24 protein-coding genes are annotated in these 25,146 nt (G+C 68.0%); 9 read left to right on the plus strand and 15 right to left on the minus strand.

Going from position 1 to position 25,146, the window contains the following annotated elements; all coding sequences use genetic code 11:
- Positions 1–20 precede the first annotated feature (20 nt).
- Both nrdR and WKF39_RS06300 read right to left on the minus strand, forming a co-directional pair.
- A complete protein-coding gene (gene nrdR / locus WKF39_RS06295; protein WP_340386429.1) occupies positions 21–524 on the minus strand; it encodes a transcriptional regulator NrdR in 504 nt (167 codons plus the stop codon).
- Positions 525–812: 288 nt separating this feature from the next.
- Complete coding sequence (locus tag WKF39_RS06300; protein WP_340386431.1) at positions 813–1,667, minus strand: hypothetical protein; 855 nt, start codon at positions 1,665–1,667, stop codon at positions 813–815.
- Between the two features lie 160 nt (positions 1,668–1,827).
- On the opposite strand from WKF39_RS06300, the gene WKF39_RS06305 reads away from it, so the two are divergent.
- Both WKF39_RS06305 and WKF39_RS06310 read left to right on the plus strand, forming a co-directional pair.
- Entirely contained in the window at positions 1,828–2,406 is a 579-nt protein-coding gene (locus WKF39_RS06305; RefSeq protein ID WP_340386433.1) for a DNA starvation/stationary phase protection protein, read from the plus strand.
- Between the two features lie 307 nt (positions 2,407–2,713).
- Positions 2,714–4,123, plus strand: a complete 1,410-nt coding sequence (locus tag WKF39_RS06310) for a carboxypeptidase-like regulatory domain-containing protein (protein WP_340386435.1) — start codon at positions 2,714–2,716, stop codon at positions 4,121–4,123.
- 97 nt (positions 4,124–4,220) lie between these two features.
- Here WKF39_RS06310 and WKF39_RS06315 read toward each other — a convergent pair whose 3' ends face one another.
- The 3 genes from WKF39_RS06315 to WKF39_RS06325 all read right to left on the minus strand — a co-directional run bounded on the left by WKF39_RS06315 (position 4,221) and on the right by WKF39_RS06325 (position 7,362).
- Positions 4,221–4,901 carry a gamma-glutamyl-gamma-aminobutyrate hydrolase family protein gene (locus tag WKF39_RS06315; RefSeq protein ID WP_340386437.1) on the minus strand — a complete coding sequence of 227 codons (681 nt, stop codon included), beginning with the start codon at positions 4,899–4,901 and terminating at the stop codon, positions 4,221–4,223.
- Positions 4,902–4,922: 21 nt separating this feature from the next.
- A complete protein-coding gene (locus tag WKF39_RS06320; protein ID WP_340386438.1) occupies positions 4,923–6,821 on the minus strand; it encodes a penicillin-binding transpeptidase domain-containing protein in 1,899 nt (632 codons plus the stop codon).
- 145 nt (positions 6,822–6,966) lie between these two features.
- Positions 6,967–7,362: a hypothetical protein gene (locus WKF39_RS06325; RefSeq protein WP_340386440.1), complete on the minus strand. Its 396-nt coding sequence runs from the start codon at positions 7,360–7,362 to the stop codon at positions 6,967–6,969.
- A 285-nt stretch (positions 7,363–7,647) separates the two neighbouring features.
- Between WKF39_RS06325 and WKF39_RS06330 the strand changes: the two genes are divergently transcribed.
- On the plus strand, positions 7,648–8,649 hold the full coding sequence (locus WKF39_RS06330; protein ID WP_340386442.1) for a YihY/virulence factor BrkB family protein: 1,002 nt from the start codon (positions 7,648–7,650) through the stop codon (positions 8,647–8,649).
- Between the two features lie 54 nt (positions 8,650–8,703).
- Positions 8,704–9,036, plus strand: coding sequence for a hypothetical protein (locus WKF39_RS06335; protein WP_340386444.1), 333 nt, complete (start codon positions 8,704–8,706; stop codon positions 9,034–9,036).
- On the opposite strand, the gene WKF39_RS06340 is transcribed toward WKF39_RS06335, so the two are convergent.
- A complete protein-coding gene (locus WKF39_RS06340) occupies positions 9,033–9,338 on the minus strand; it encodes a hypothetical protein (RefSeq protein WP_340386446.1) in 306 nt (101 codons plus the stop codon). The genes WKF39_RS06335 and WKF39_RS06340 overlap by 4 nt on opposite strands.
- Positions 9,335–10,165 carry an SDR family oxidoreductase gene (locus tag WKF39_RS06345; RefSeq protein ID WP_340386448.1) on the minus strand — a complete coding sequence of 277 codons (831 nt, stop codon included), beginning with the start codon at positions 10,163–10,165 and terminating at the stop codon, positions 9,335–9,337. Before WKF39_RS06345 ends, WKF39_RS06340 begins: the two co-directional genes overlap by 4 nt.
- Positions 10,166–10,249: 84 nt before the next feature.
- Here WKF39_RS06345 and lexA point away from each other — a divergent pair, with 84 nt between their 5' ends.
- Complete coding sequence (gene lexA, locus WKF39_RS06350) at positions 10,250–10,984, plus strand: transcriptional repressor LexA (protein ID WP_340386450.1); 735 nt, start codon at positions 10,250–10,252, stop codon at positions 10,982–10,984.
- Between the two features lie 33 nt (positions 10,985–11,017).
- Here the strand turns inward: lexA and galE are convergent, their stop codons facing one another.
- The 5 genes from galE to miaA form a co-directional block, all read right to left on the minus strand.
- The gene (gene galE, locus WKF39_RS06355; RefSeq protein ID WP_340386451.1) at positions 11,018–11,983 is read right to left on the minus strand and encodes a UDP-glucose 4-epimerase GalE; all 966 of its coding nucleotides are present in this window, start codon (positions 11,981–11,983) and stop codon (positions 11,018–11,020) included.
- A gap of 68 nt (positions 11,984–12,051) precedes the next feature.
- A complete protein-coding gene (locus WKF39_RS06360; protein WP_340386453.1) occupies positions 12,052–14,001 on the minus strand; it encodes an ATP-dependent DNA helicase in 1,950 nt (649 codons plus the stop codon).
- 50 nt (positions 14,002–14,051) lie between these two features.
- Positions 14,052–15,431: a GTPase HflX gene (gene hflX, locus WKF39_RS06365; RefSeq protein ID WP_340386455.1), complete on the minus strand. Its 1,380-nt coding sequence runs from the start codon at positions 15,429–15,431 to the stop codon at positions 14,052–14,054.
- Positions 15,428–16,246 carry a diaminopimelate epimerase gene (gene dapF / locus WKF39_RS06370; RefSeq protein ID WP_340386457.1) on the minus strand — a complete coding sequence of 273 codons (819 nt, stop codon included), beginning with the start codon at positions 16,244–16,246 and terminating at the stop codon, positions 15,428–15,430. The genes hflX and dapF overlap by 4 nt, the downstream gene beginning before the upstream one ends.
- Before the next feature lie 90 nt (positions 16,247–16,336).
- Complete coding sequence (miaA, locus tag WKF39_RS06375; RefSeq protein ID WP_340386459.1) at positions 16,337–17,257, minus strand: tRNA (adenosine(37)-N6)-dimethylallyltransferase MiaA; 921 nt, start codon at positions 17,255–17,257, stop codon at positions 16,337–16,339.
- Between the two features lie 75 nt (positions 17,258–17,332).
- Here miaA and WKF39_RS06380 point away from each other — a divergent pair, with 75 nt between their 5' ends.
- Positions 17,333–17,632: an antitoxin gene (locus WKF39_RS06380; RefSeq protein WP_340386461.1), complete on the plus strand. Its 300-nt coding sequence runs from the start codon at positions 17,333–17,335 to the stop codon at positions 17,630–17,632.
- On the opposite strand, the gene WKF39_RS06385 is transcribed toward WKF39_RS06380, so the two are convergent.
- Positions 17,629–18,276 (minus strand): hypothetical protein, encoded by a 648-nt coding sequence (locus tag WKF39_RS06385; protein WP_340386463.1) that lies wholly within the window; start codon positions 18,274–18,276, stop codon positions 17,629–17,631. The genes WKF39_RS06380 and WKF39_RS06385 overlap by 4 nt on opposite strands.
- Positions 18,277–18,312: 36 nt before the next feature.
- On the opposite strand from WKF39_RS06385, the gene WKF39_RS06390 reads away from it, so the two are divergent.
- On the plus strand, positions 18,313–18,906 hold the full coding sequence (locus WKF39_RS06390) for a hypothetical protein (RefSeq protein WP_340386465.1): 594 nt from the start codon (positions 18,313–18,315) through the stop codon (positions 18,904–18,906).
- 3 nt (positions 18,907–18,909) lie between these two features.
- Here the strand turns inward: WKF39_RS06390 and WKF39_RS06395 are convergent, their stop codons facing one another.
- Both WKF39_RS06395 and WKF39_RS06400 read right to left on the minus strand, forming a co-directional pair.
- On the minus strand, positions 18,910–19,470 hold the full coding sequence (locus WKF39_RS06395) for an HhH-GPD-type base excision DNA repair protein (protein WP_340386467.1): 561 nt from the start codon (positions 19,468–19,470) through the stop codon (positions 18,910–18,912).
- A 46-nt stretch (positions 19,471–19,516) separates the two neighbouring features.
- Positions 19,517–20,155 carry a TetR/AcrR family transcriptional regulator gene (locus tag WKF39_RS06400; protein ID WP_340386469.1) on the minus strand — a complete coding sequence of 213 codons (639 nt, stop codon included), beginning with the start codon at positions 20,153–20,155 and terminating at the stop codon, positions 19,517–19,519.
- Between the two features lie 74 nt (positions 20,156–20,229).
- On the opposite strand from WKF39_RS06400, the gene WKF39_RS06405 reads away from it, so the two are divergent.
- Both WKF39_RS06405 and WKF39_RS06410 read left to right on the plus strand, forming a co-directional pair.
- On the plus strand, positions 20,230–23,109 hold the full coding sequence (locus tag WKF39_RS06405) for an MMPL family transporter (RefSeq protein ID WP_340386471.1): 2,880 nt from the start codon (positions 20,230–20,232) through the stop codon (positions 23,107–23,109).
- Positions 23,109–25,145, plus strand: coding sequence for a YhgE/Pip domain-containing protein (locus WKF39_RS06410; RefSeq protein WP_340386473.1), 2,037 nt, complete (start codon positions 23,109–23,111; stop codon positions 25,143–25,145). Before WKF39_RS06405 ends, WKF39_RS06410 begins: the two co-directional genes overlap by 1 nt.
- Position 25,146: the final 1 nt, after the last annotated feature.

Consider the following 25,146-nt stretch of genomic DNA (forward strand, 5'->3'; position numbering starts at 1 on the left):
GGTCGTGCAGTGCTTCGGTCTTACGAAGATGGGTTGTCGTGCCGTTGCTTTGCGGTCTGCTCGGCCAGCTCGCCGTCGGCGCCGGCGGCCATCAGGCTGGCGATCTCGTCGGCGAAGTCATCCGCAGACTCGAACTGCTTGTAGACCGAGGCGAAACGCAGATAGGCCACCTCGTCGAGGCTCTTGAGCGGCTCGAGGATCGCGAGGCCGACCTCGTGGGCCGGCACCTCTGCGCTGCCGGAGTCGCGCAGCGTGTCCTCGACCTGCTGGCCGAGCCGCGCCAGGTCGTCGTCGGAGACCGGGCGGCCCTTGCAGGCCTTGCGGACGCCGGAGATGGCCTTGTCACGGATGAAGGGCTCGGTGGTGCCGGAGCGCTTGACCACGGTGAGCTGCATCTGCTCGATCGTGGTGAATCGCTTCTCGCAGGAGGAGCAGACACGACGGCGGCGGATCGCTCCACCCTCGTCGGCGACACGGCTGTCGAGGACCTTGGTGTCGGTGTTCTTGCAGAACGGACAGTGCATGGCGCGCAACTCCTCTCATACCGAAGGCGTCCGGTTGGTCCCGAATTGGGGACAAAGGTGTGGAAGCCGTGTGGATTTCGACGATTTTCGGTGGGTAACCCGTCTCCACCTGTGGAACTAGATGTGGACGAATGACATGCATGTAACTACTAGATCTAGTGCCACTGTACGCCGGAGAAGTGGCCCATGCAACACAATCGCAGGCGGCCATGACACTTTTTCCAGCCGCAGGTGTTTGCGCTGGTCAGGCCTCATCCGGGCCCCGAAATCACGGCGTGTCGCAGGTCCTCAGGACTGGTCGTGGGCCCACCGCAGGAACTGCGCCGCGTGGTGCTGATCGATGAGCCCTTCCCCGAGCAGCTCGACCAGGAGGTCGTTGCTCCACACCGCGAGGCGTCCGATCGTCCACGACGTCTCGTCGGGCTCAGGCAGCTCGAGGCCGTACACGGCGCTGGCGATCGCGCGCTTCTGCGCATACGTCAGGACCGGCACGAACCGCAGCGGATCGACCACGGCCAGGGTCTTGGTGAGCAGCGACTCGCCCCATCCCGGCATCGACTGGGCGAACGTGCCGGAGACCAGATCGGTCAGCCGGTCCTCGAGCTCGCCGCGGCCACGCAGCAGGTGGTCGGTCATTGCGCGGACCCGCCGGGCACCCTCGAACTCCCCCAGCAGGATCCACGCCTTGTCGAACTCGGTCGGGTCACCGGTGCTGCCGCCGGTCGGGTCGTCGGCGAACAGCTTGAGGTCGGAGATCACCGCCTTGTCGAGCCCGTCCGCGGAGAACACCCAGCTGAACTTCGCCCAGTGCCGGGCGACCTGCGGGTCGGGCTCGTACGACGTGCCCGTCAGGAACTCGGCCTTGAGCGCCTCGGCCCGCTCCAGAGCGGCCGGAGCGACGCCGGCGGCCTTGGGGAACTGCGGGACGACGTACGCGATCGGCCGCGGCGGGACGACCTTGCTCGCGGTCTTGCGAGGCGTGCTCTTCCTGACCGCTGCAGGCTTGGGCTCGGGGGTCGGCGACCCGTACGCGAAGGTGAAGTCGCAGTCGCGGCACTCCGCCTCCTTCCTGCCGTCGGGCAGGGTGCGCAGGAGAAAGACATCGTCCTCGCGGACGCACAGCGGACACACGATCAGGGCCATGTGACCAACGTATGCGTCGGAGCGTTTCGAGCTCCTGCGGCATCGTCTCGGCCGCTCCTTGGTGCCCGGGTCCCAGGGCGAGTCGTGCAGCCTGGGCGAATCTGACCATTCCGGTCGCGGACCGGGGTGTAGGACGGGGCACCCGGGGTACGACCCACACATGGCTACGAAATCGAAGTCCCCCTCATTCACCATCCCAGGCCTGGCGAAGGCCGACGGCGCCAAGCTCGCCGGGATCCTCCAGGAGCGTCTGACCGCGCTCAGCGACCTGCACCTGACGCTCAAGCACGTGCACTGGAACGTCGTCGGCCCGCATTTCATCGCGGTGCACGAGATGATCGACCCGCACGTCGATGAAGTCATCGCGATGACCGACGAGACCGCCGAGCGCATCGCGACCCTCGGCGTCTCCCCCAAGGGCACGCCCGGCTCGATCGTCGAGACGCGCACGTGGGACGACTACTCCCTCGGCCGCGCGACGACCAACGAGCATCTCGGCGCGCTCGATGAGGTGTACGTCAACCTCATCCAGGACCACCGCAAGGTGCAGGAGACCGTTGCCGAGCTCGACCCGGTCAGCGAGGACATGATCATCGGCCAGCTGCGTCAGCTCGAGCTGTTCCACTGGTTCGTGCGCGCTCACCTGGAAAGCTCAGGCGGCGCACTGTCGACCGCCGGCGCCGATTCGGAGACCGAGGCCGCGATTCAAGCAGGCGACGCCGCCGACGTCACCGAGTAGCAGCCACATACTCGGAGCCCCGATTCGCCACGAGCGGATCGGGGCTTTGTCCTGCCCGCGACAAGCCGACTCGAAATGTGGAATGCTGCCATTCAAATAGTTGGACTCCCACAGAATGGTTCCATCCATGTCACTCCTCCGCCGACGGACGGCCGCAGCTTTCGGAGCGATCGCTCTGACCGCGACCATGTTGTCCCTCACCCCCTCAGTTTCGTCGGCGGGCAACGGGTTTACCTGTCCGCTGGACCCGTGTGCGGTGCTGGAGCTTCACCTGAACGCCACACAGCCGAGCGGACAAACGATCGAGGTGCGAATCTTCAGGGCCAACGACCCTGACCAGGAACACACGTTCATACAGACCTCGTCGACCGATCCCGACATCGTCGTCGGCCTCCCGCCAGGCGACTACAAGATCTCCTCCGACGACCAGCTTTGGTATGGCGGCAAGTCGTTCGCATCCGCCAAGGTGGTCCGGCTAAATGCGGGAACCAATCGCCTCTCGATCCCCTCCCACAGCCCGGCCTCGCTCAACTCCGAAGTCTTCGGCTCGCGGGCGTCCGTCCCGTACGTGCGAGTTGCCCTTTACGACGAGCACGATCCGACGGAGGTCGTCGCCAGGATCAACAGCAGCGAGACGGGCCAAGTCCTCGGTTCGGTTGGATCGCCCGCGAAGGCTCGGCTGATTGACCCCACCGGGCGCTACAGATCGGAGTGGGCGCAAAACAATTCAAGCTTCAGGAATGCTGGGCCCTTCTCCACGTGGCGGCAGTTCTTCGACATGACCCGGGTGTCGCCGGTGACCCAGCCGCCTGTCCCCGCCGGGCCGTGGGATGCGTCTATCGCCGGAAAGGTGATCGGCCCGGACCTTGAAAACGGTTCCACCCAGATCTATTTGTTTCGTGCCCAGGACGACACGAACTGGATGAGGCTGACCGACGTCTATGTGCCCAACGAGTCGCCAGATGGTCGAGGCGAGTTCAACTTCAAGGACCTGCCTGCGGGCCAGTACAAGCTCCGCTTCGGCGACGGCTACTGGTACGGAGGCGGGCGCACCCACAGCACGGCAACCGTCATCACCGTGGCGGCCGGGCCAAATGCCGCCCCTGACTTCATGGTGCCCGAACACGGTGACATCACCGGGACCGTCCGAAGCACGCGAGGAACCCCCGTTGATCATTTGCTGGTGACGGCGTACGAACCAGGGACCGCCACACCCCTCGCATACACCATGACCGACGCAGCCACCTATGCAGAACCGAGGCGTGGCATGTTCCGCTTCAGCGACCTACCGACCACGCCGGTGGAGGTCCGGGTCACTGATGCGGAAAACCTCTTCCTGACACGGTGGTACGGCGGGGGCTCATCCCGCACGACGGCCAAGACAGTCACCCCTTCGATGAACACGAGCACGGGCGCGGGTACTGACGTCGATCTCGTGGTGTCCGATGGTCTGGTCGCCCTCACCGCTCCCACCGTCACCGGCGTTCGTCAGCACGGGCGAACTTTGACCGCGCACAGCGGTAAGTGGTCTCTGTCCGGCGCCTCGTACACCCGCCGCTGGTATCGCAGCGGCCAACCGATCAGGGGCGCGACCAGCAGGACGTACAAGCTGCGCACCTCCGACAAAGGCTCCGTAATCAGCTTCGGCATGGTTGCCCGCAAGAGCGGCTACCCGTCGGCATCATCGCTCTCTCGCGACACGAGTCGCATCAGGTAAGTCCAACGATGTCGCTGCCCTCGCTGGTTGGTTCGCGGCGAGCGCAGCGAAGCGCGTCACCGCAGAAGCTGGACGCCTCGATTCCTCGCAGGCACCTCTACCGGCGGACCTGGAGAAAGTCGAGCGCCGAGTCGACGAGCGCGTGGGCGAGGTTGCGGGTCTTGGCCTCGTGGAAGCGGGCCTGCCGGATCAGCTCCTTGGTGTCGACCCCGGAGTCACCGTAGTAGCCGTCGTGCACCCATCTCTCATAGGTCGCCGCCGTGACTTCGGGGTGGAACTGCCAGGCGATGGAGCGGGTGCCGAGCGAGTCGTCCACGAAGCACTGCGGCCCGCGCCATGACGTGCCGAGCACCCGGGCCGTGGCCGGTGGCGCGAACACGTCACTGTGCATCTGCCCCCACGGACCCTCGGGGCACAGGACCGGGTCGGTCGTGTCGACACGCTGCCAGCCGAGCTCAGGCTGGTCCGCCCGCCACGACGTGCCACCGAGCGCGCGGGCCATCAGCTGGGCGCCGTAACAGATGCCCATCACGGGAGTCCCGGACCGCAGAGCCGTGCGTACGAACGCCGACTCCCGCTCGACGACGTCCTTCCACTTCGGCTCGTGCGCACCCTTGTCCGAGCCGAGCAGAAAGATCAGGTCGGTCTCGCCGATGCTGCCGTGTGCCGGCAGGTCGTCCCGGTCGAGCTCGACGAGCTCGGCCCCGAGCAGGAGCAGCCGCTCGTGGAAGTGCCCACCGTCCTTGTCGGCCGCGTCCGCGACCACATGAATCCGCATGGACTCATTGTGACGGGTCGGTCACTGGCTCCGGCGCAGGAATGCCTCGAGGAGCGGACCCGCGGTCGCTGAGCCTGACTCGCCGTCGGCGACGAGCACCGCAACCGCGAGATCACCCTGCGTCGCGATCATCCATGCGTGGGTACGCGGCGGGGTGTCGTTGCCATACTCCGCGGTGCCGGTCTTGGCCGAGACCGGGCCGCCTGGAACGTCCGCGAGGAACGCCGCGCTCCCCCCGGTCACCACTCCACGGAACAGCTCCTGCAGCTGCGTGGCCTCGCCTCCTGTCAGCGGGACATCGGCCTTGTCGGCGGCCTTGGACGGCGAGGCGGCCATCAAGGTCGGAGTCACCCGTGAACCCTTGCTGATCGAGGCGGCGACCACGGCCATGGCCAGCGGGGATGCCTCGATCCGGCCCTGTCCGATCATCGACGCAGCTCGCTCGGTGCCGGTCGCCTTGGCCGGCACCGAGCCGAGGTAGGCCGGGTAGCCCAGATCGAGGTCCGGGCCCAGGCCGAGGGCTGCGGCCGCTCCGGCCAGCCCGCTCTGTGGCGCCTTGCCACGCGTGGCGATCAGGGCGGTGTTGCACGAGTTCGCGATCGCCGAGCGGAGCGGTATGTCGCCGATCGCCCCGGCGGGGTAGTCCGAGTAGTTCTTGAACCGGCGGCCCTCCACCGTGATCGACTCGGTGCACGGGACCGCGGTCGACGGCTTCACCCCCGAGCGCAGGAAGGCCAACGCCGTCACGAGCTTGAAGGTCGAACCCGGGGCATAGTGACCCGAGGCCGCCGTGTCCGCACCCTTGCCGCCCGGACCGCTGGCGAGCGCAACGATCTCGCCGCTCGACGGCCGGATGGCGACGATCGCGCTGGCGGGTTTGACGCCGGCGAGGATCGTGTCGGCCGAGCCCTGCAGGTCGATGTCGATCGTGGTGCGTAGCGGCTTGCCCGCCCGCGGCTTGCTGGTGAACAGCCCTCTGGGCTCGACCCCGTCCTCGGTCGAGGCTGCGATGACGGTGACCCCGGGGGTGCCACGCAGCTGGTCGTCATAGCGCTGGGCCAATCCGGACAGCCCCACCAGGTCGCCGGCCTGCACGGACCCCTTCGACTTTGCCACGACCTCGGCCGTCGCTTCACCCACGGCTCCCAGGAGCGGCTGCCCGAAGGTACGGGTGGGCGCGAGCGGAAGCTCCGCGCTCAGCTGGACCGCGCCGGGGATCGACGCGAGCTCGGCGGCGCTCAATGCCTCGTCGGAGTCTGCGCGGACGACCAGCCCGATCACGAACGCCTGCGCGCCTGCGGCCTTGATCCGTTTGGCGTAGCCAGCGGCATCGATGTTGATGAGTCGGGCCAGGGCCTTGGCGGACCCGTCGACCTCGGCCGCCCTGATGCGGGACTTGTCGATGCCGATCCGCTCGGTCTTGCGCTCGATGATCAGGCCGGCGTCGTCCGCGCCGAGGATGTCGCCGCGGTCGGCCGGCGTGGTGCGAAGCGCCAGTCGCTCGTTGACGGTCAGCTTGGGCGCGACGATCGCCGGACTCCACTTGACCGCCCAGGCGCCCTTGACATAGGCCAGCGTCGCCGGGGTGGTGTAGGTCCAGTCCGAGCCCTTGAACGTCCACCGCGTGCGCAGCGTCGCGGTCGCGGCGTCGTCATCCTGCTCGATGTCACCGGCGGTGACCTTGGCTCTCGCCCCGCCCATGCCCTCGACGATTCGCTCCAGCTCGGGCTGCGCCCGGGGTCCGCCTTCCACGATCTTGATGCCCGACAGATCCTGCTTGGTCAGCCCCATCGCGAGCGCTTCTGCGATGTCCCGAGGGTCGGGCCGACTCGACGAGCAGGCGGTGAGCAGTGCCGAGGTGACGGCGAGGGCGCAGACGCCTGCGAGTGCCTGTCGACCGCGGGCGGCAGCGGGAAGCATGTGGGCCTTTCGGGGAAGAGCACCGGACGCACGGTGGCGGAGCGAGCAGTCAAACAGGTGCCACCATCACCGGTCAACGCGCTACGTCCGCGGCACCCCTTCCCCAAGGGATACCGCGGACGTAGGGGGTGGTGCGTCGGTGGGACTACTCGTAGACCGGCACCGCGATTTCCGAGCCGAGCTGCAGAGCAGAGGCGTTCGGAAGTGAGTTGAGCCGGATGATCTCATCGACCGTCTGGCGGATGTCGCCGTTGGGGTTGGCCTCGGCGGCGACCTCCCACAGCGTGAGGCCCGGGAGGACCCGGACCGTCGTGGTCTCCGGTGCAGCACCGATCTGATCGCCGGCCACCGAGGAGGATCCGAGCACGATCGCCAGCATCGCGACGACGGCGACAGCAGCAGCCAAGATGGTGGCCTTGCCGCGGGGGGTCAGCCGAACCTGCGGCGCGGGGCTCGTTGACCAGGCGTCCGGGACGACGCGGAGCCGGCGGTCCTGACGGACGGTCTGGTTGCGGCCTGGGTGCAGTGCGATGGTGCTCATGATTGCCTCCATGGGGGAAGTGAGACGGAGTGGATCTGCAGTTGTGGTGTGGACGATCAAACGCTGCTCTCGATGTCATTCGATGGTGCGAACAGGCGTTCGATCGAACACGTGTACGACACTAGGGGAAGCCCCGGACAAAAGGAAGCGTTGATCGAACACAATTTCGACTCGCGACCTTCAGATGCCGCCATAACAGGGCAAACTCGGTGTGAAGATGTTGCGATCTCGGCGCGGCAGCGCCCTCGGGAGGCAGTTCCCCCGCCTCCGCACTAACGTCAAGACATGCCTTCTGCGCGCGCGAGTGTCATGACTGCCTGGAAACAGGCCTCAGCCCGGCAAGCCCCCCTGCTGGCCGCGGGAGTTGCCTTCTATGCGTTCCTGTCGCTGTTTCCCGCGATGATCGCCGCGATCCTTACCTATGGGCTGGTGGCCTCCCCCGAGACCGTCAACCGGCAGTCCGCCGAGATCACCGATGCACTCCCCGCTGATGCCGCCTCCCTCATCACCGGCCAGCTCGAATCCCTGACCGCGACACCCAGCGACTCGCTCGGCGTCGGTCTCGTGATCGCTCTCCTCCTGGCGATCTACGGCGCATCGGGAGGGATCGGCAACCTCGTCACGGCGATCAACTCGATGTTCGGGCTCGCCGAGACTCGCGGGTTCTTCAAGCGCAAGCTGCTCGCGCTCGGCCTGACCATCGGCGCGATCCTCTTCCTGGCGCTCGTCGTCACCCTGGTCGCCGCCGCACCTGCGGTGTTCGACGCGATCGACATCGTCCCCGGCGTACGCGTGGGGCTCGAGGCGGCCCGATGGGTCCTCCTGCTCGGCGCCATCGTGATCGCGATCGGGGTGCTGTTCCGCGCCGCCCCCAACCGCTCACACGCGCCCAAGCTCGTCACCAAGGGCGTTCTGGTGGCCAGCGCCCTGTGGATCCTGGTCTCGGTCGGTTTCTCCCTGTATGTCGACAACTTCGGCAGCTACGGCAAGACATACGGGGCGCTCGCCGGTGTCGTGGTCCTGCTGCTGTGGCTGTGGATCGGCCTCTACGCGATCCTGCTCGGCGCCTGCATCGAGGCCGTGCGGGAGGACGTCGTGACCAAGGAGACCGTCGAGGAGGACTCCGAGATCGCCGAGTGGCGCACGTCCAGCGCCGACGGCGAGACCGTGCCGGCCGAGGTCGTGGAGGAGACCGAAACACCCCCCGCGCCGCGGGCCGATCCGGTCTCGCGACGCAGGCGGCTGCGCCTGCCGTTCCGTCGCAAGGACTCGCCCGCACGTCGTTGACGGCCTCCCCCAAACGTGACACTGTCGGGTGTCATCGTCAACCCGAGGAGCCCCATGGCCAGCCTGATCCCCAAGAACCCAGCAGCAATCCTCAATCGTGCCGACAGCACGCTGGGCAACGTGGACGGCGTGCTGGGTCGAGTCGAGGGCACTCTCGACACCGTGAGCACGACCCTGTCCACGGTCAGCGGGACGCTCACCGACGCCAGCTCGACGCTCGCCGAGGCGACCGAGGTGCTGGCCAAGACCCAATCGACGCTGAGTGAGGTCACGGGTCTGCTGACCGAGCTCGAGGAGGAGATCGCGTTGGTCAAGCAGGTGCCGGAGATCGCCGCCCAGGTCGCGGAGATCCATACGATCGTGACGGCGCTCGCAAAAAAGGGCTAGAGGACGCGCCCCAGCACGTAGGCGATCGCGCCGACCACCACGACCAACGCGATCATCCCGCTGACCAGCGCGACGTTCGGTCGGGTCGAACCCGGCAACCCCCGCTCTCCAAGGTCCACCTCGAAGTCCGGGAGCAGCAGCTGCAGGTCGACGTCGGCTGCGTCCGCGACGCCTGAGTCGGCAAGCAGCGCTCGAGCGGCGGCCTCGACCCCTGACAGCTCGGTTGCGGTCGTCGTGCCGACGTCTCGGACGTCGACCGCCCAACCATCACCCGACCGGGTTCCCACCACGAGATACGTCATCGCTTGCCAGCCTTCCTGAGTCGCCGTGCCCCGACCTTGCGCATCAGCGGGTCGATACGGACCGCGGCCCGCGGTGCCAGCGATGCCGTGCGCGCAACGACGCCACGCCATGGGGGCAGGGTCTTGTAGACGCGGCCGGTACCGAACATGTCGACGAGCTCGCGAGCGACCTGGGGCGGTGTGAGCAGCACGCCGGCCGCCAGCGCAGCGCGTACATCACCACCGGCATCCATCGACTCCACCATCGCGGTGTCCACCCCGTCGGGGCAGACCGCGTGGATCCTGATCTTGTCCTTGTGCAGCTCGGCGGCCAGCGAGGTCGTGAGCGAGAGCACGGCTGCCTTGGTCGCGGCATACACGCTGAGGCCCGCCACCGGCGCGTGGGCGCTGAGCGAGGCGATGATCCCGATCTCGCCACCCGTGGCGCCGCGCTGATCACGAAAGGTGTCGGCCGCGGCCCGTACGCCCCACATCACGCCGAGCACGTTGACGTCGACCATCATGCGGGCCTGATCGACCGACAGCGCCGTCAGGTCGCCCTCGACCAGCACCCCCGCGTTGCAGACCCAGGCACCCAACGGAGCGATCTGGCACGCCCTCGCAGCGACATCACGGTTGGCTTCGGGATCGGTCACATCGAGGCCGCGACCGAGGGCGGCACCGATGTCGCGGGCCGTGGCTTCAGCGGCAGAAGCGTCGAGATCGGTCACGACGACCTGATAGCCATGTCCGACCAGCTCGAGCGCGATCGCCCGGCCGATCCCCCGCCCCGCGCCGGTCACGACGGCTGAAAGCGGGCTTCCTGGCTTCACGAGGGGCTTCGACACCGCTCCAACCTAGACGTCACGACTCGCGACACGCCATCGAACATATGTTTGAACTGATGGTGTGATTCGGGTTAGTCTTCCCGCATGAGTGATGACCGCAACTCCGATGTCGCCGAGCTCCCTGACGGACCGCCGGACTCCTCCGGCCTGACCGCGCGGCAGCGCAAGGTGCTGGAGTTCCTGCGCGACGAGATCGAGACGCGCGGCTATCCACCCAGCATGCGTGAGATCGGCGCAGCGGTCGGCCTCACCAGCACGTCGTCGGTCGCTCACCAGCTTCGAGCCCTCGAGGCGTTGGGCTACGTCAAGCGCGACCCCAATCGTCCGCGCGCTCTCGAGATCTTCCTGCCGGACGTCATGGCCGCCCGCCGCTCGATGAGCAGCTCGACGCACGAAGCCGCTGACGGTGCGTTCGACGTGACCGGCATCGGCGACGCCCTGCCTACCGCGACCAACGTCCCCTTGGTCGGCCGCATCGCCGCCGGCGGGCCGATCCTCGCCGAGGAGCGGGTCGAGGAGATCTTCCCGCTGCCCAAGTCACTCGTCGGCGACGGCACGCTGTTCCTGCTCGAGGTCTCCGGAGACTCGATGATCGACGCCGCGATCTGCAATGGCGACTACGTCGTGATCAGGCAGCAGCCCGAGGCCGAGAACGGTGAGATCGTGGCGGCGATGCTCGACGGTGAGGCGACGGTCAAGACGTTCCAGCGCAAGAACGGCCAGGTCTGGCTGCTCCCGCACAACGACGACTACTCCCCCATCGATGGCACCCACGCCACGATCCTGGGCAAGGTCACCGCGGTCCTCCGCCGGGTCTGACCCTGGCGCGGGCTGCGTCCCGCGCTAACCGGTTCAGGCTGGGGTGTTGTGGCGGGCTGCCCAGGCGCTGCTGACCATGTCATCCAAGGTGGAGCGCATCGCCCAGCCAAGGTCCCGGGCGGCGAGCTCGCCCGACGCGACGATCCGGGCCGGGTCACCCGGCCGGCGCTCGGTGATCTCCGGCTCGAAGTCGATGCCGGTCGCCGCCGCCACTGCGGTCATGATCTCGCGCACCGACACGCCGTCCCCGCTACCGAGGTTGTAGACCGGCTCGATCGCCTCACCGGCCAGCAGCTTCTGGGCTGCGACGACGTGGGCATCGGCCAGGTCGGCCACATGGATGTAGTCACGCACGCAGGTGCCGTCGGGAGTCGGGTAGTCATCACCGTTGATCCGCGGCGTACGCCCCTCGAGCAGTGCCTCGATGACCAGTGGGAAGAGGTTGTGCGGGCTGGTGTCGTAGAGGTCCGGCACAGCCGAGCCCACGACATTGAAGTAGCGCAGCGAGGTGTGGTGCATCCCGAAGGCGCGACCCGCATCGCGCAGCAGCCACTCGCCGATGAGCTTGCTCTCGCCATAGGGCGACTCCGGCCCGGGCGGCGTCGCCTCGGTCACCAGGTCGACATCAGGCGTGCCATAGACCGCTGCACTGGAGGAGAACACGATCTTGTCGACGCCGGTCTCATGCATGGCCTGCAGCAGGCTGACCGTGCCCTGCACGTTCTGCTCGTATGTGTGCAGGGGTCGTGACACCGAGACTCCGGCGTACTTGAAGCCCGCGAGGTGCACGACCGCCTCGACCTCGTGCTCGACCATGGCCTTCGCGACGATCGCGCTGTCCAGGATGCTGGCATCGATGAACTCGACCCCGTCGGGGACGAACTCACGATGACCGCTGGAGAGGTCGTCGACCACGACGCAGTCCAGGCCGGCCAGTCCGAAGGCACGCACGATGTGGGACCCGATGTAGCCGGCGCCGCCGGTGACGAGAACAGTCATGCGTACATCTTGTCAGGGCGATTGCTCCGGTCCGAAACGCAGCGCTACTGGGTCCTGGCCACGCCGTCTCAGTCGGCAGTTGATGCAGAGGCGATCGCCGATGCGTCGAGCCGCCGCAGTGCGGCGAGCGCGGTCTCACGGTCCGTCGTACGCCACATGTCCGGCAGTGAAGCGGCCAGGAACGACCCGTAGCGGGCCGTCACGATGCGCGGATCGAGGACCGCCACGACGCCCTTGTCAGAGGCCCGCCGGATCAACCGTCCTGAGCCTTGCGCCAGCAGCAGCGCCGCATGGCTGGCCGCGACACTCATGAAGCCGTTGCCGCCACGCTTCTCGACGAGTCGTTGGCGCGCACTCATCAGCGGATCGTCGGGCCGTGGGAAGGGGATGCGGTCGATGATGACGAGCTGGCACGTGTCGCCTGGCAGGTCGACGCCCTGCCACAGGCTCAGGGTGCCGAACAGGCACGCGCTCGGGGTCTCGGCGAAGCGTCGGGCGAGCTCGGGCAGCTGGGCGTCGCCCTGACACCAGATGTCGATGTCGGGCAGCCGCTCGCGTACTTCCTCGGCGGCCTTCTCCGCCCCACGCCGTGACGAGAAGAGCCCGAGCGTACGCCCGCCGGCGGCCTCGATCAGCGCCGTGATCTCGGCGAGCTGCGCCTCCTCGAGACCCTCACGCCCCGGCAGCGGCAGGTCTCGGGCGACATAGAGCATGCCCTGCCTGCGATAGTCGAACGGTGAGCCGACGTCGAGGGAGCTCCAGGAGTCGTCGCCGGGCTCGAGGCCCAACGAGCGGGCCACCGGGTCGAAACCACCCCCCAGCTTGAGCGTGGCACTCGTGAGCACGACGGTCTTGTCGCTGAAAAGCTTGTCGCGCAGGCTCGCGGACACGTCGATCGGCGCTATGTGCAGCTGCTTGTTGCCGCGGTTGTCGCTCATCCACAGCACCTCGGTCTCACCCTTGGCGGCCATGCGCTCGGCGATCTTGCGGATGTCATCGACCATCCCCCGCGCCTGCTGTCGCGCCGCATCGGGCTCGCCCTTTTCCTTGTCCTTGGGGAACGCCGAGAGGCAGGCCCGGGCGCTGTCGCGGATGAACGCCAGCACCTCGCGCAGCGGCTGCGGCGGATCGTCGATGCGCCCCTCCCCGGTGCGGGCCAGCACGTCGGCGAGGGCGTCTGAGGCATCCGTGAGATCCGAGGCCTCCATGCCGTCGACCTGCGCGCGCGCTCGACGGGCGGCGCGCTCGACGACGACGGGGTCGAGCTCGTCGGTCGAGGCCTGGGTCACCCGTGCGGCGAGCTCGTGCGCCTCGTCGACGACGACTGCGTCATATTCGGGCAGCATCGGCACGCCGTCGATCGCGTCGATCGCGAGCAGCGAGTGGTTGGTCACGATGACCTGCGCGGTGTGCGCATCCTCCCGAGCTCGCTCGGCGAAGCACTCAAGCGCGTGCGCGCAGCGAGACGCGCCGAGGCACTCCCGGTGATTGACGCTGACCTGGCGCCATGCGCGTTCGGTGTGGGCCGGCGCAGAGTCGCGGTCCGCGATGTGTCCGCCGACGGCCTGCTCCTCGGCCCACTCGCGCAGCTCGATGACCTCGGCACCGAGAGAGCCCTCCGGCACGTCGATCAGCGTGCCCTGATCGTCCGGAGCCCCCTCACGTATGCGATGCAGACAGGCATAGTTGCCGCGACCCTTGACGACCGCGTGATGCGGGACGACGTCGAGGGTGGCCCGGGCAGCATCCTTGAGCGCAGGGATGTCTCGCTCGACGAGCTGGTGCTGCAGGTTGAGGGTGGCCGTCGCGACGACGACGCGCTTGCGGTGCAGGAGGCTCGGGACGAGATAGCCCAGCGACTTGCCGGTGCCGGTGCCGGCCTGCACCAGCAGGTGATTCCCACTCTCGAGGGCGTGCTGCACAGCCTGGGCCATCTCGATCTGGCCCGGCCTGTCCTCTCCGCCGACTGCTTCCACCGCAGCGTGGAGCACTGCGCGTACATCAGGGTTGGAAGGCATGCGTGGAGGTTATCCGTCGACGCACGCACCACCGCAACGCGCGTCCACAGTCAGACCGAGTAGGGCTCGAGCTCGCTGGCGAGCTGGCCGTGGACCCGAGCGACGACATGGGTCCCGTCGGACTCGTGGTCGAGCGACTCGATCTCCCCCTGCGTGTGGATCTGGTTGAGCAGGTCGCCTCGGGCGTACGGGAGCAGGACGTCGACCAGGCTCGCGGGCTGCGGCAGATCGGCCTCGATGGCGCTGAGCAGCTCGTCGATGCCCTCACCTGTGCGGGCACTGACGACCACGGCGTGCGGCTCCCGGGCGAGCAGGTTCTTGATCACGAGCGGGTCCGCGGCGTCAACCTTGTTGACCACGATTATCTCGGGGACCTCGTGCGCGCCGGCCTCCAGGATCACCTGGCGCACCGCCGCGATCTGGCCCTCGGGGTCAGGATCCGATCCGTCGACGACATGCAGGATCAGATCCGACTCGGCGACTTCTTCCAGGGTGGAGCGAAACGCCTCCACCAGCTGGTGCGGCAGGTTGCGGACCAGACCCACGGTGTCCGACAACGTGTAGACGCGGCCGTCGGAGGTCTGCGTACGCCTCGTGGTCGGGTCGAGGGTCGCGAACAGCGCATCCTCGACCAGCACACCAGCGTCGGTGAGCCGGTTGAGCAGACTCGACTTGCCGGCATTGGTGTAGCCGGCGATCGACACCGATGGGATGTCGTGGCGGCGCCGGTTGGCCTTTTTGGTCTCCCGGGCCTTGCCGAGCTCCTTGAGCTCACGCCGCAGCTTGGTCATCTTCATCTGGATGCGGCGGCGATCCGTCTCGAGCTTGGTCTCGCCGGGCCCGCGGCCGCCGATGCCCTCGCCGCCCGCTGCCTGTCCGCCGGCCTGGCGGGACAGGTTGCCACCCCACCCGCGCAGGCGCTGGGTCTGGTACTGGAGCTGCGCCAGCTCGACCTGGGCCTTGCCCTCCTTGGACTTGGCGTGCTGGGCGAAGATGTCGAGGATGAGGGCGGTCCGGTCGATGACTTTGACCTTGCAGCGGTCCTCGAGGTTGCGCAGCTGGCTGGGAGCGAGCGCGCCGTCGCAGATGATCGTGTCAGCGCCGGTCGCCTCGACGGCGGCGCGCAGGTCGTCGACCTTGCCGGAGCCGATGTATGTTGCCGGATCTGGCTTCTGGCGGCGCTGGATCAGCGCGTCGAGCACCTCGGAGCCGGCCGTCTCGGCGAGGAGCTTGAGCTCGGTCATCGAGTTGTCGGCGTCCTCGGACGTGCCCTCGGTCCATACGCCGACCAGGACGACCCGCTCGAGCCGGAGCTGCCGATATTCGACCTCGGTGATGTCCTCGAGCTCCGTGCGCAGGTTGGCGATGCGCCTCAGCGAGTTGCGTTCCTCGAGCTCCAGACCTTCGGTGTTGCCGTGCTGCTCGGTCATGCGATCCAATCCATGTCGCCGCGGGCGACGATCTCTGCGGGGCCGGTGAGGACGAGGTGGTTGTCGGTCTGCCAGGTCACGTGAACCGTGCCGCCGGGCACATCCACGCGGTATGTGGCGGGTCGGGCGGCATCATCGGCGACAGCCGCGGCCACCGCGACAGCGCAGGCCCCAGTGCCGCAGGACCGGGTCTCGCCCGAGCCACGCTCGTGGACCCGCATCGCCACGTGCTCGGCACCCTCGCGGACGACGAACTCGATGTTGACGCCCTCGGGATAGACCGTCTCGTCGTAGTCAGGCTGGGTCAGCAACGTGCCCGCATCGAGCAGGCGCTCGACGAATGCGACGGCATGCGGGTTGCCCGTGCGAATGTCGTGCGCCTCCCACGTGTGGCCGTCGGCGCTGACCTTGGAGACGCCCAGCACCTCGGGCACACCCATGTCGACGCTGATCGCGTCATCGTCGATCGTCACTGTCTTGTCGCCGCCACGCGTACCGATCACGATGGGAGTGGACGGATCGGCGAGGCCCTCCTGTGTGAGGTGCAGGGCAAACACCCGGACGCCGTTGCCGCACATCTCGCTGACCGAGCCGTCAGCGTTGCGATAGTCCATGAACCACTCGCCGGCCGACTCCTCGCCGAGGGCGGCAGACCGGACGACACGCATGACGCCATCGGCGCCGATGCCGCGCCGACGGTTGCAGAGTGCGGCCACGAAGGCCCCGTCCAGCTCGCCATGGATGGTGCCGTCATGGTCCGGGAGCAGCACGAAGTCGTTCTCCGTGCCGTGCCCCTTGAGCCATGGAAACGTCATGCCCCCAGTCTACGCGGCCGCCTATCCACCCCCTCCCCCAGATTTGAAGCCTTCCGGACGTTTCTCGGCCGGGAAACCGGCCACAAGGCTTCAGATCTGGGGGGTGAGGCGGGCGAGGGCCCGCTCGACCAGGTCCTCGGCGTCATAGGGGAGCCAGTGGATCCTCGGATCCTTGCGGAACAGGCGGTCCTGGCGTCGGGCAAACTTGCGCGTCCCGGCCACCGTCGACTCGCGCGCCTCGTCCTCGGTCGTCTCGCCGCGCAGGAAGGACAGGATCTGCTGATAGCCCAGCGCCCGGCTCGCGGTGGGAGCATCGTCGAGCCCGAGGTCACGCAGCGCGCGGACCTCATCGACGAATCCGGCGGCCCACATCTGGTCGACCCGTTCGGCCAGACGTACGTCGAGGACATCGCGGGGCACGTCGAGCCCGAGCATCGTCAGATTGTCGAAGACCGAGTCGTGCGCCGGCATCGTCGCAGCGAATGGTCGTCCCGTGACCTCGATGACCTCGAGCGCCCGCACGATGCGCCGGTCATTGCTGGGCAGGATCTGTGCTGCAGCGGCGGGGTCGCGGCTGGCCAGCTCGGCGTGCAACGCGGCCGATCCCCGGGAGGCGAGCTCGGCGGCCCAACGCTCACGAACTGCCGGGTCCGTGCCGGGGAAGTCGAGCCGGTCGAGGACCGCGCGGACGTACAGCGCCGAGCCGCCGACGACGATCGGTGTGACACCGCGGGCCTGACAGGCCCTGATCGCGTCACGCGCCCAGGCCTGGAACTCGGCGACCGCCGCAGGCTCGGTCACGTCGAGCACGTCGAACAGATGATGAGGGATCCCGGCGCGCTCGGCCGCAGATGGCTTCGCGGTGCCGATGTCCATCCCTCGATAGAGCTGCATCGAGTCGGCGTTGACGATCTCCGCGCCGTCGAGGAGCCGGGCCAACGCAACTGCCAAGGATGACTTGCCCGAGGCCGTCGGACCGACGATGGTCACGATGCGATCGGCCCCTGGCATGGCGAAAGTCTCGCAGTAGTCTGGGATTCGTACGGGGGCGGCCGCTCCACCTCTCATGACGCAAGGAGGGAAGCCATGGGTTTCCTCGACAAGTTCAAGAAGCAGGCTCCCGGCCTCAAGGACAAGGCAGCCAACCTCGCCAGGACCCAGAACGACAAGATCGACAACGGCATCGGCAAGGCAGCCGACGCGGTCAACAAGGCGACCAAGGGCAAGCACCAGGGCAAGATCGACTCCGCCGCCGCCAAGGCGCGCGAGGGAGTGGACAGGCTCGCCGAGGATGGCGGCAAGCCCGGACCGGCAGTCGATCCGAACCCGGGACCGGCAGCGAACCCGGGACCGGCGGTCAACCCGAACCAGGGACCGGCGGTCTAACCAAGCACCCAGTCGGCGACCCAGTAGCCGACGCCGAAGGGCGCCACGTCGACGCGCAGATGCGCGTCCACGTCGGTGCCCTTCGTCATCTGTCCGAGCGTTCGGAGTGCCGGGGCGCCGGCCGCCCACAGCTCGTGGCCGAGATCGACGTCGAGCGCCGCCAACGTCTCGGTGTCTCCCGCCGCCAGGGCCGCGGCGATCCGCCCGTCATACGCCTCGGCCCGCTCGTCGAGGAAGCCTGGAGCCGAGGTCGAACGCTTGGCGCTCCCGTCAGCCATCACGAGCAGCGCGACGCGGCTGCCGCCGATGTCGGGCATACCGGTGGAGTATGTCCGCGGGCCAACCCATCCGGCCGCGTCGAGCAGCCAGGCCCCAACGGCCAGGCTGAGCGGCAGACCCGCACCCGCTCCCCCGACGTGCACCTCGACTCCATAGCCCGCGAAGCTCCCACCCGCCGACTCGTCCCGATCCGGCCCGTTCTCTCCGGCGCCGATCACGAGGATCCGGTCCGGCCCGGCATCGACCAGACTCGCCACGGCGGCGTGGCACGCGGCGCGCAGCGATGCGAGCTCGCCGGCAGCACCCGATGCGACCTCCGGGATGATCATCGGCGGATGGGGGCACACGGCCGCTGCGAGGATCACGGGTCAGAGGCTACCGGGACGTGACACGATGGACCCGTGTTCGACTCCCGGGGGCTGCCTGACTACCCGCCGCCGCGCAACGCGTGGCAGTTCCCCCCGCCACCGATCTCACCGAGGTGGAAGTGGGTCGCGATCCTCGCACTGGTCGTGGGACTCGCCGGAGGCTCCGCCATGGTGGCCGTCGCGATCGCTGTCGGATCTTCGGGCATACCGAGTGCGATCGACAACGCCCGGCTCATCTCCGTCATCGAGCGTGAGTGCCGGATGATGACCTCGACGGTCGAGTCGATGCCGGTCGGCGGATCGCCCAGCAACCAGGCCAGGACGATCACCGATCAGAATCGTGCGGTCGAGCAGATGGTCGACAAGATCCGCGCGGAGGGTCCCAAGGTCATCGACGACGACCGTCCTGCCGCGGAGTGGCTCGAGGACTGGGAGCGGTTGGTCGCGGCGCGCGCGGCGTTCGCCGAGCTCATCCGCGATGGATCCAGGCCGGATCTCGACATCCCCGAGGACGCACGTGGCGAGGACATCGACGTCCGTATGGGTGAGGTGTGGCTCGGCAAGTCGTCGTGCGACGTGCCGGAGGTGCTGGTCGATCCCTTCCCCAACGAGAGCTCAGAGGTCTGAGCCTCAGGCTCGAGCCTCGGCCTTCTTCTGCTGCTTGAAGGCGCGCACCTTGGCGAGGGAGTCGGCGTCGACGACATCGGCCACGGAGCGATATCCCCTACGGGAGTAGTCGCCGGCGACCTTGGTCCAGCCCGGCGGCTTGACCCCGAGCTGCTTGGCCAGGAGCGCGGTGAAGATCTTGGCCTTCTGCTCGCCGAATCCGGGCAGGGCTTCCAGCCGGGCGATCAGTGCTGCGCCGGTGCGCGCCTCGGTCCAGATGCGCGAGGTGTCGCCGTCATACTCATCGACGACCACACGGGCGAGGCCCTGCAACCGGCCCGCCATCGAGCGGCCATAGCGGTGGACCGCCGGCGGTGTCGCACACAGGTCGGCGAACGCCTCGGGGTCGGCCTCGGCGATCGCAGCAGGGTCGAGCGTCCCGAAGCGGTCGAGCACCTTGGCCGGACCGGCGAATGCACGCTCCATGGGAAATTGCTGGTCCAGCAGCATCCCGGCAAGCAGTGCGAATGAGTCGTTGGTCAGCACCTCGTCGGCGTGCTGATCCTGGGCGATCTGGATGGCCATGGGCTCATGGTGCCACCGGCAAGCCGGCGCCAGGAGGCCCTGGCCGTCAGGCGGGTGGGGCGGTGGCCGACAGCAGCACGGCCGGGAGCGTGCCACGCAGGAGGTCGAGATCGATCGGCCTGTTCTGCACCAGCGCCTCGCGCAACGCGGCCTCATAGGTGCCCATCAGGATCATCGCGAGGTGTCTCGAAGGGACGGTCGGCCGCAGGCCGAGGGCCGCGAGGACCGTCACCATGAACTCCTCGAAGTCGACCTCGACCTGCTTCCACATCGTGACGAACTCGCGCCCGACGGCGTCGTCGCGGACCCCGCGGAGCTGGAGCTCGGCGTGCACGAGATACCAGTCGCGGTCGGGCGGCTGCAGCAGGAGGAATCGGTCCATGATCACGGCGATCGCCTCTGCCACGCCCATCCCGGCGTATGACGCGGGATCGGCAGCCTCGCGCAGGGTGCTGAGCATGACCTCACGCTCACGGTCGAACAACGCGAAGACGAGCTCGTCCTTGCTGGCGAAGTTGGAGTAGAACGCGCCGCGGGTGAACCCTGCCTGGTCGCAGATGTGCTCGACGGAGGCGCCCTGGATGCCTTCGCTGGCCAGCACTTCGCGCGCGGCGTCGAGCAGGCGCTCGCGGGTCGCGGCACGGCGGCGCACGGCCGGGCGTTCGGGAGACTCCTCGACGGTCATCTCGTCCTCTCGTGTGACCTACACACCATACTCGATACATTGACGTACTGAATACAGAAACGTATCGTAATGGTGTGTCGACCTCTCTCTACTCGCTCGGTCGTTGGGCCTTCCGTCACCACCGCCGCGTCCTTGGCGCGTGGGTCGTGATCGTGGTCCTGGCAGGCACTGCCGCCCTCGGCCTGGGTTCGGGCACGAAGAACTCGTTCGACATCCCCGGCACGGAGTCCCAGGACGCGATCGACTCCCTCGGCCGTACGTTCCCCGAGCTCAGCGGCGCCTCCGCCTATCTGATCGTCGTGGCACCCGACGGGCAGAGCGTCGACGACTCCCGCACCCGCCAGCTCGTCGCGGATGCCATCAAGGGCATGAAGAAGGTCGCGAGCGTCACGGAGGTCGTGTCGCCATACTCCGACCGGATCGAGATCGGCATCTCGGACGACAAGCGGGCCGCGCAGGTGCAGGTGCAGTTCGACCGCGACCTGACGCTGGTCACAGACGCCGACCGTACCCAGCTGATCGACACGAGCGACGCCCTGCGGGATGCCGGCTATGAGGCATCGTTCGGTGGCGGCGTGTTCACCAACACCGGTCCGCAGCTGTCGATCATCGAGGTCATCGGCGTCGTGGTCGCCTTCATCGTGCTCTACCTGATGTTCCGCTCGCTGCGCGCCGCCGTCATCCCGATCGTCACGGCCTTGCTGGGCGTGATCGTCACGACGGCGCTGACGATCACCGCGACGGGCTTCATCACGATCTCGGCGACCGCTCCCCTGCTTGCGCTGATGATCGGCCTGGCAGTCGGCATCGACTACGCGCTGTTCATCGTTTCGCGACACCGGGAGCTGCTGGCCGACGGGCTCGAGCCTGAGGAGGCTGCGGCACGCTCGGTCGCCACCGCGGGATCGGCGGTCGTCTTCGCTGGCGTCACTGTCGTCATCGCCCTGCTCGGGCTCGCGATCGCACGCATCCCGTTCCTCACGATCATGGGTGCCGTGGCAGCCCTGTCGGTCGTCATCGCGGTGGCTGTTGCGCTGACAGTCCTGCCAGCGCTGCTCGGACGGGCCGGGCCCAAGCTGGCACCGAGCACAGACAATTCTCCGGGCGGCTTCTCCCGTCGCTGGGTCGAGATCGTCACGAAGTTCCCCCTCCTCGCGATCTCGATCGTCGTGATCGGACTGGGCGTGGCGACCATCCCCGCCCAGGATCTGCGCCTCGCGCTGCCGGACAACGGCACCGCGGCCGAGGGCAGCACCCAGCGGGAGGCCTACGACCTGGTCGATGAACACTTCGGTCCTGGCTACAACGGGCCGCTGCTGATCAGCATCGACATCATCTCCACGACCGACCCGGTCGGTGTCGTCGACGGCATCGAGGCCGACCTGCGACGGATGGACGGCGTCGAGGCGATCGGTCTGGCAACCCCCAACCGCACGGCCGACACCGGCATCATCCAGGTCATCCCGTCGTCGGGTGCGACCGACGAGCGTACGACCGACCTCGTGCGCGAGATCCGCGATCGTGAAGGCGAGTGGAAGCAGGAGTACGGCACCGACGTCTCGGTGACCGGTCTCACCGCCGGAGGCATCGATGTCTCGGACCGGCTGCAGGCCGCGCTGCTGCCGTTCGGACTGGTCGTCGTCGGACTGTCGGTGCTGCTCCTGATGGTCGTCTTCCGGTCGATCGTCGTCCCACTCAAGGCCACGCTCGGCTTCCTGCTGTCGACCGGGGCGTCATTCGGCGCGGTCGTCGCGGTGTTCCAGTGGGGCTGGCTCTCGTCGGTGGTGCACCTCGAGCAGACCGGTCCGCTGATCAGCTTCCTCCCGATCATCTTGATGGCGGTGCTGTTCGGCCTGTCGATGGACTACGAGGTCTTCCTGATGTCCCGCATGAAGGAGGAGTATGTCCGCACCGACGACCCGCATCGCGCGATCTCGGACGGCTTCGTCGGCAGCTCCCGCGTCGTGACCGCGGCGGCGGTGATCATGCTCGCGGTCTTCGCCGCGTTCGTGCCCGAGGGCGACCCCAGCATCAAGCCGATCGCGTTCGCCCTGGCGATCGGCGTCTTCGTCGACGCCTTCCTGATCCGTATGTTGTTCGCACCCGCCGTGCTCGAGCTCTTCGGTCGGCGCTCCTGGACCCTGCCCGCCTGGCTCGACGGCAAGCTGCCGCACGTCGACGTCGAGGGCGAGGGACTGCACCACCGGGTCCAGCTGCAGTCCTGGCCGCGGCCCGGATCGACCGCCGCGATCACCGCCGCCGGACTGACCACCGCCGGACCCGAGGGCACGATCTTCAACGACGTCTGGGTCGAGGTCGAGCCGGGCGACTGGCTCGTCGTGCACGGCCCGAGCGGCTCGGGCAAGACCGCCCTGTTGCTGACACTCGCGGGGCGGATGGCATTCGACACCGGTCGCCTCCGCGTCAACGGCCACCTCCTGCCGCAGGAGGCATCGCCGGTGCGCCATTCGGTGGCGCTCGCCGAGCTGACGGGTGTCAATGAACTCGAGGGCAACCTGACGATCGACCAGCACATCGCGGAGCGACTGTCGATCCGTTCGTTCGGGCTCTGGGTCTCCCGCAGCAGGCTGGCCCCCATCCTCCAGGAGCTCAACCATGCGCTCGAACGGGCGCACGACGAGGCCGGCCTGACATACGAACCGCTGCCCGGCTCAGCGGTCGTCTCGACCCTCACCCGGCTGCAGCGCAAGATGCTGGGCGTCGTGCTGGCCCTTGCCGAGGACCCCCGAATCGTGGTTGTCGACGATGTCGACGACCTGCGCGCAGCCGAGGACATCGAGCTGCTCTGGGCCGCCCTGGCCTGGCTGCTGGAAGACCGCGAGGTCACGCTCGTCGCCAGTGTCCAGTCGGCGTCCTCCGCCCCCCAACCGTCCAACCGGCTCCACCTCCTGGAGCTGGACACCACTCGCACCCTTCATGAGCTGATGATCTGATGATTCCCTCCCCGACACTCCCCTGGTTCGAGCTCGCGCGGTTCCGCCGCAGTCGCCTGACCCGGGCCGCCGTCATCGCCGTCATGCTGGTCCCGCTGTTCTACGGCGCCCTGTATGTCTGGGCAAACATCGATCCCGCCGGACGTCTCGACCACGTCAAGGCCGCCGTCGTCAACGAGGACCAGCTCGTCGAGATCAAGGGCACCGACGGCAAGAAGCAGCCCGTCGCGGTGGGCCGGCAGCTGGCCGGCAACCTGGTGAGCAACGACGACAAGGACAACTACGACTGGGTCCTGACCGATGCCAAGGATGCCCAGCAGGGCCTCGCCGACGGCGACTACAAGGCCGTCCTGACCATCCCAAAGAACCTCTCCAAGGCGGCGACCTCGACAGGCGGCGACCCGGCAGAGGCAGTACAGGGCAATCTTGACCTGCAGACCAATGACGCCGTCAACTATGTCAACGGGGCGATCGCGCAGACCATCCTCACGGCGGCCAAGGGGGCGCTCAACGCGCAGGTCACCGAGACGTATCTCGACAACGTCTATCTGAGCTTCTCCGACCTCAAGATGGCGCTGTCGGACGCGGCCGACGGCGCTGCCAAGCTCGCCGATGGTGCCGACAAGCTCGCGGGAGGTGCGGGTGATCTGTCGGAGGGTGCCAACACACTGGCCGATGGCAACCGTCGCCTCGCCGATGGCGCGTCACAGCTCGACTCCGGAGCGCAACGGCTGTCCAGCGGGCTGGGCCAGCTCAACAAGCGCACGGCTCCCCTGCCCGGCGCGACGCGGCAGCTGGCCGACGGATCGAAGCAGGTCGCGCAGGGAACCGCGCAGATCAACGACCTCGTGCAGGGCGTCACGTCCGGCATCAACGGATCGACTGACGACGCCAAGGCCCAGATCGACGCGGTCGCCGCGTCGCTCCGCACCCTCGCAGAGCAGTGCCGCGCCGCGGATCCAGCCCCGGCGAACTGCGACGACATCGCCGCGGCCGCTGATCGGGCTGCGGGGCTCTCCGGCGCCGTCGACGAAGTTGCGAATCAGGCCGATGGCTACGCAGGCCAGACCCAGAAGCTCGCTGACGGCGCCGCCAAGGTAGCAGCAGGCAACGCGAGGCTCGCGGGGGAGGTGCCCGCGCTCGTCGGCGCCATCGACCAGGCCGCGGGCGGCGCCCAGCGGCTCGCCGGCGCGACCGGCCAGCTCAGCGACGGAGCGGCCCAGGCCGCCACGGGCGCTGACCGGCTCGCCGCCGGCAGCAATCAGCTGTCCGACGGCGCCGACCAGCTCTCGGCCGGAGCACTCCGGCTGTTCAACGGGCTCGACGACGGAAGCGACAAGGTGCCGGACTATGACAAGTCCGAGCGTGAGCAGCTTGCCGAGACGGCCGCTACGCCGATCGAGAATGTCGCAGACCGGGTCAACCCGGTCAAGAACAACGGCGAGGCGCTCGCGCCCTACTTCGCGGCGCTCGCACTGTGGGTCGGCGCCATGGCGATCTATCTGCTTCTGCGCCCGCTCTCGGCTCGCGCGATCGCCTCAACGACTGGCAGCGTTCGCACCGCACTCGCGGGCTACGCGCCAGGCGTCGCGCTGTCGTTCGTGCAGGTCGTGCTGTTGATCGGGGTGTTGCAGGGCGTCCTCGGCATCAATCCCGCCAACCAGCTGTTGTTCATCGGCATCGCTCTGGCCACCGGTGCGGTGTTCACCGCGATCAACCAGATGCTCGTCGCGTTGTTGGGTGGAGCGGGTCGCTTCGTGGGGTTGGTCTTCGTGTGCCTCCAGCTGACGGCAGCCGGCGGGACATACCCGATCGAGACGGCTCCGCCATTTTTCAACGTCCTGCACGACCTGATGCCCATGACGTATTCCGTGCACGGATTCCGTGCTGCGACGGCCGGCGGTGGCGAGGGAGTCACGACCGACTTCCTGGCCTTGGCGCTGTTCACCGTGCTGGCCCTCTCGGTCACGGTGCTGGCGGCCCGACGACGGCAGACCGTCACGATGACGAGGCTGCACCCGACGCTGGTCGTGTAGG

The sequence above is a fragment of the Aeromicrobium sp. genome, assembly GCF_037719875.1.
In the GTDB taxonomy this organism is placed as follows: Bacteria; Actinomycetota; Actinomycetes; order Propionibacteriales; family Nocardioidaceae; genus Aeromicrobium.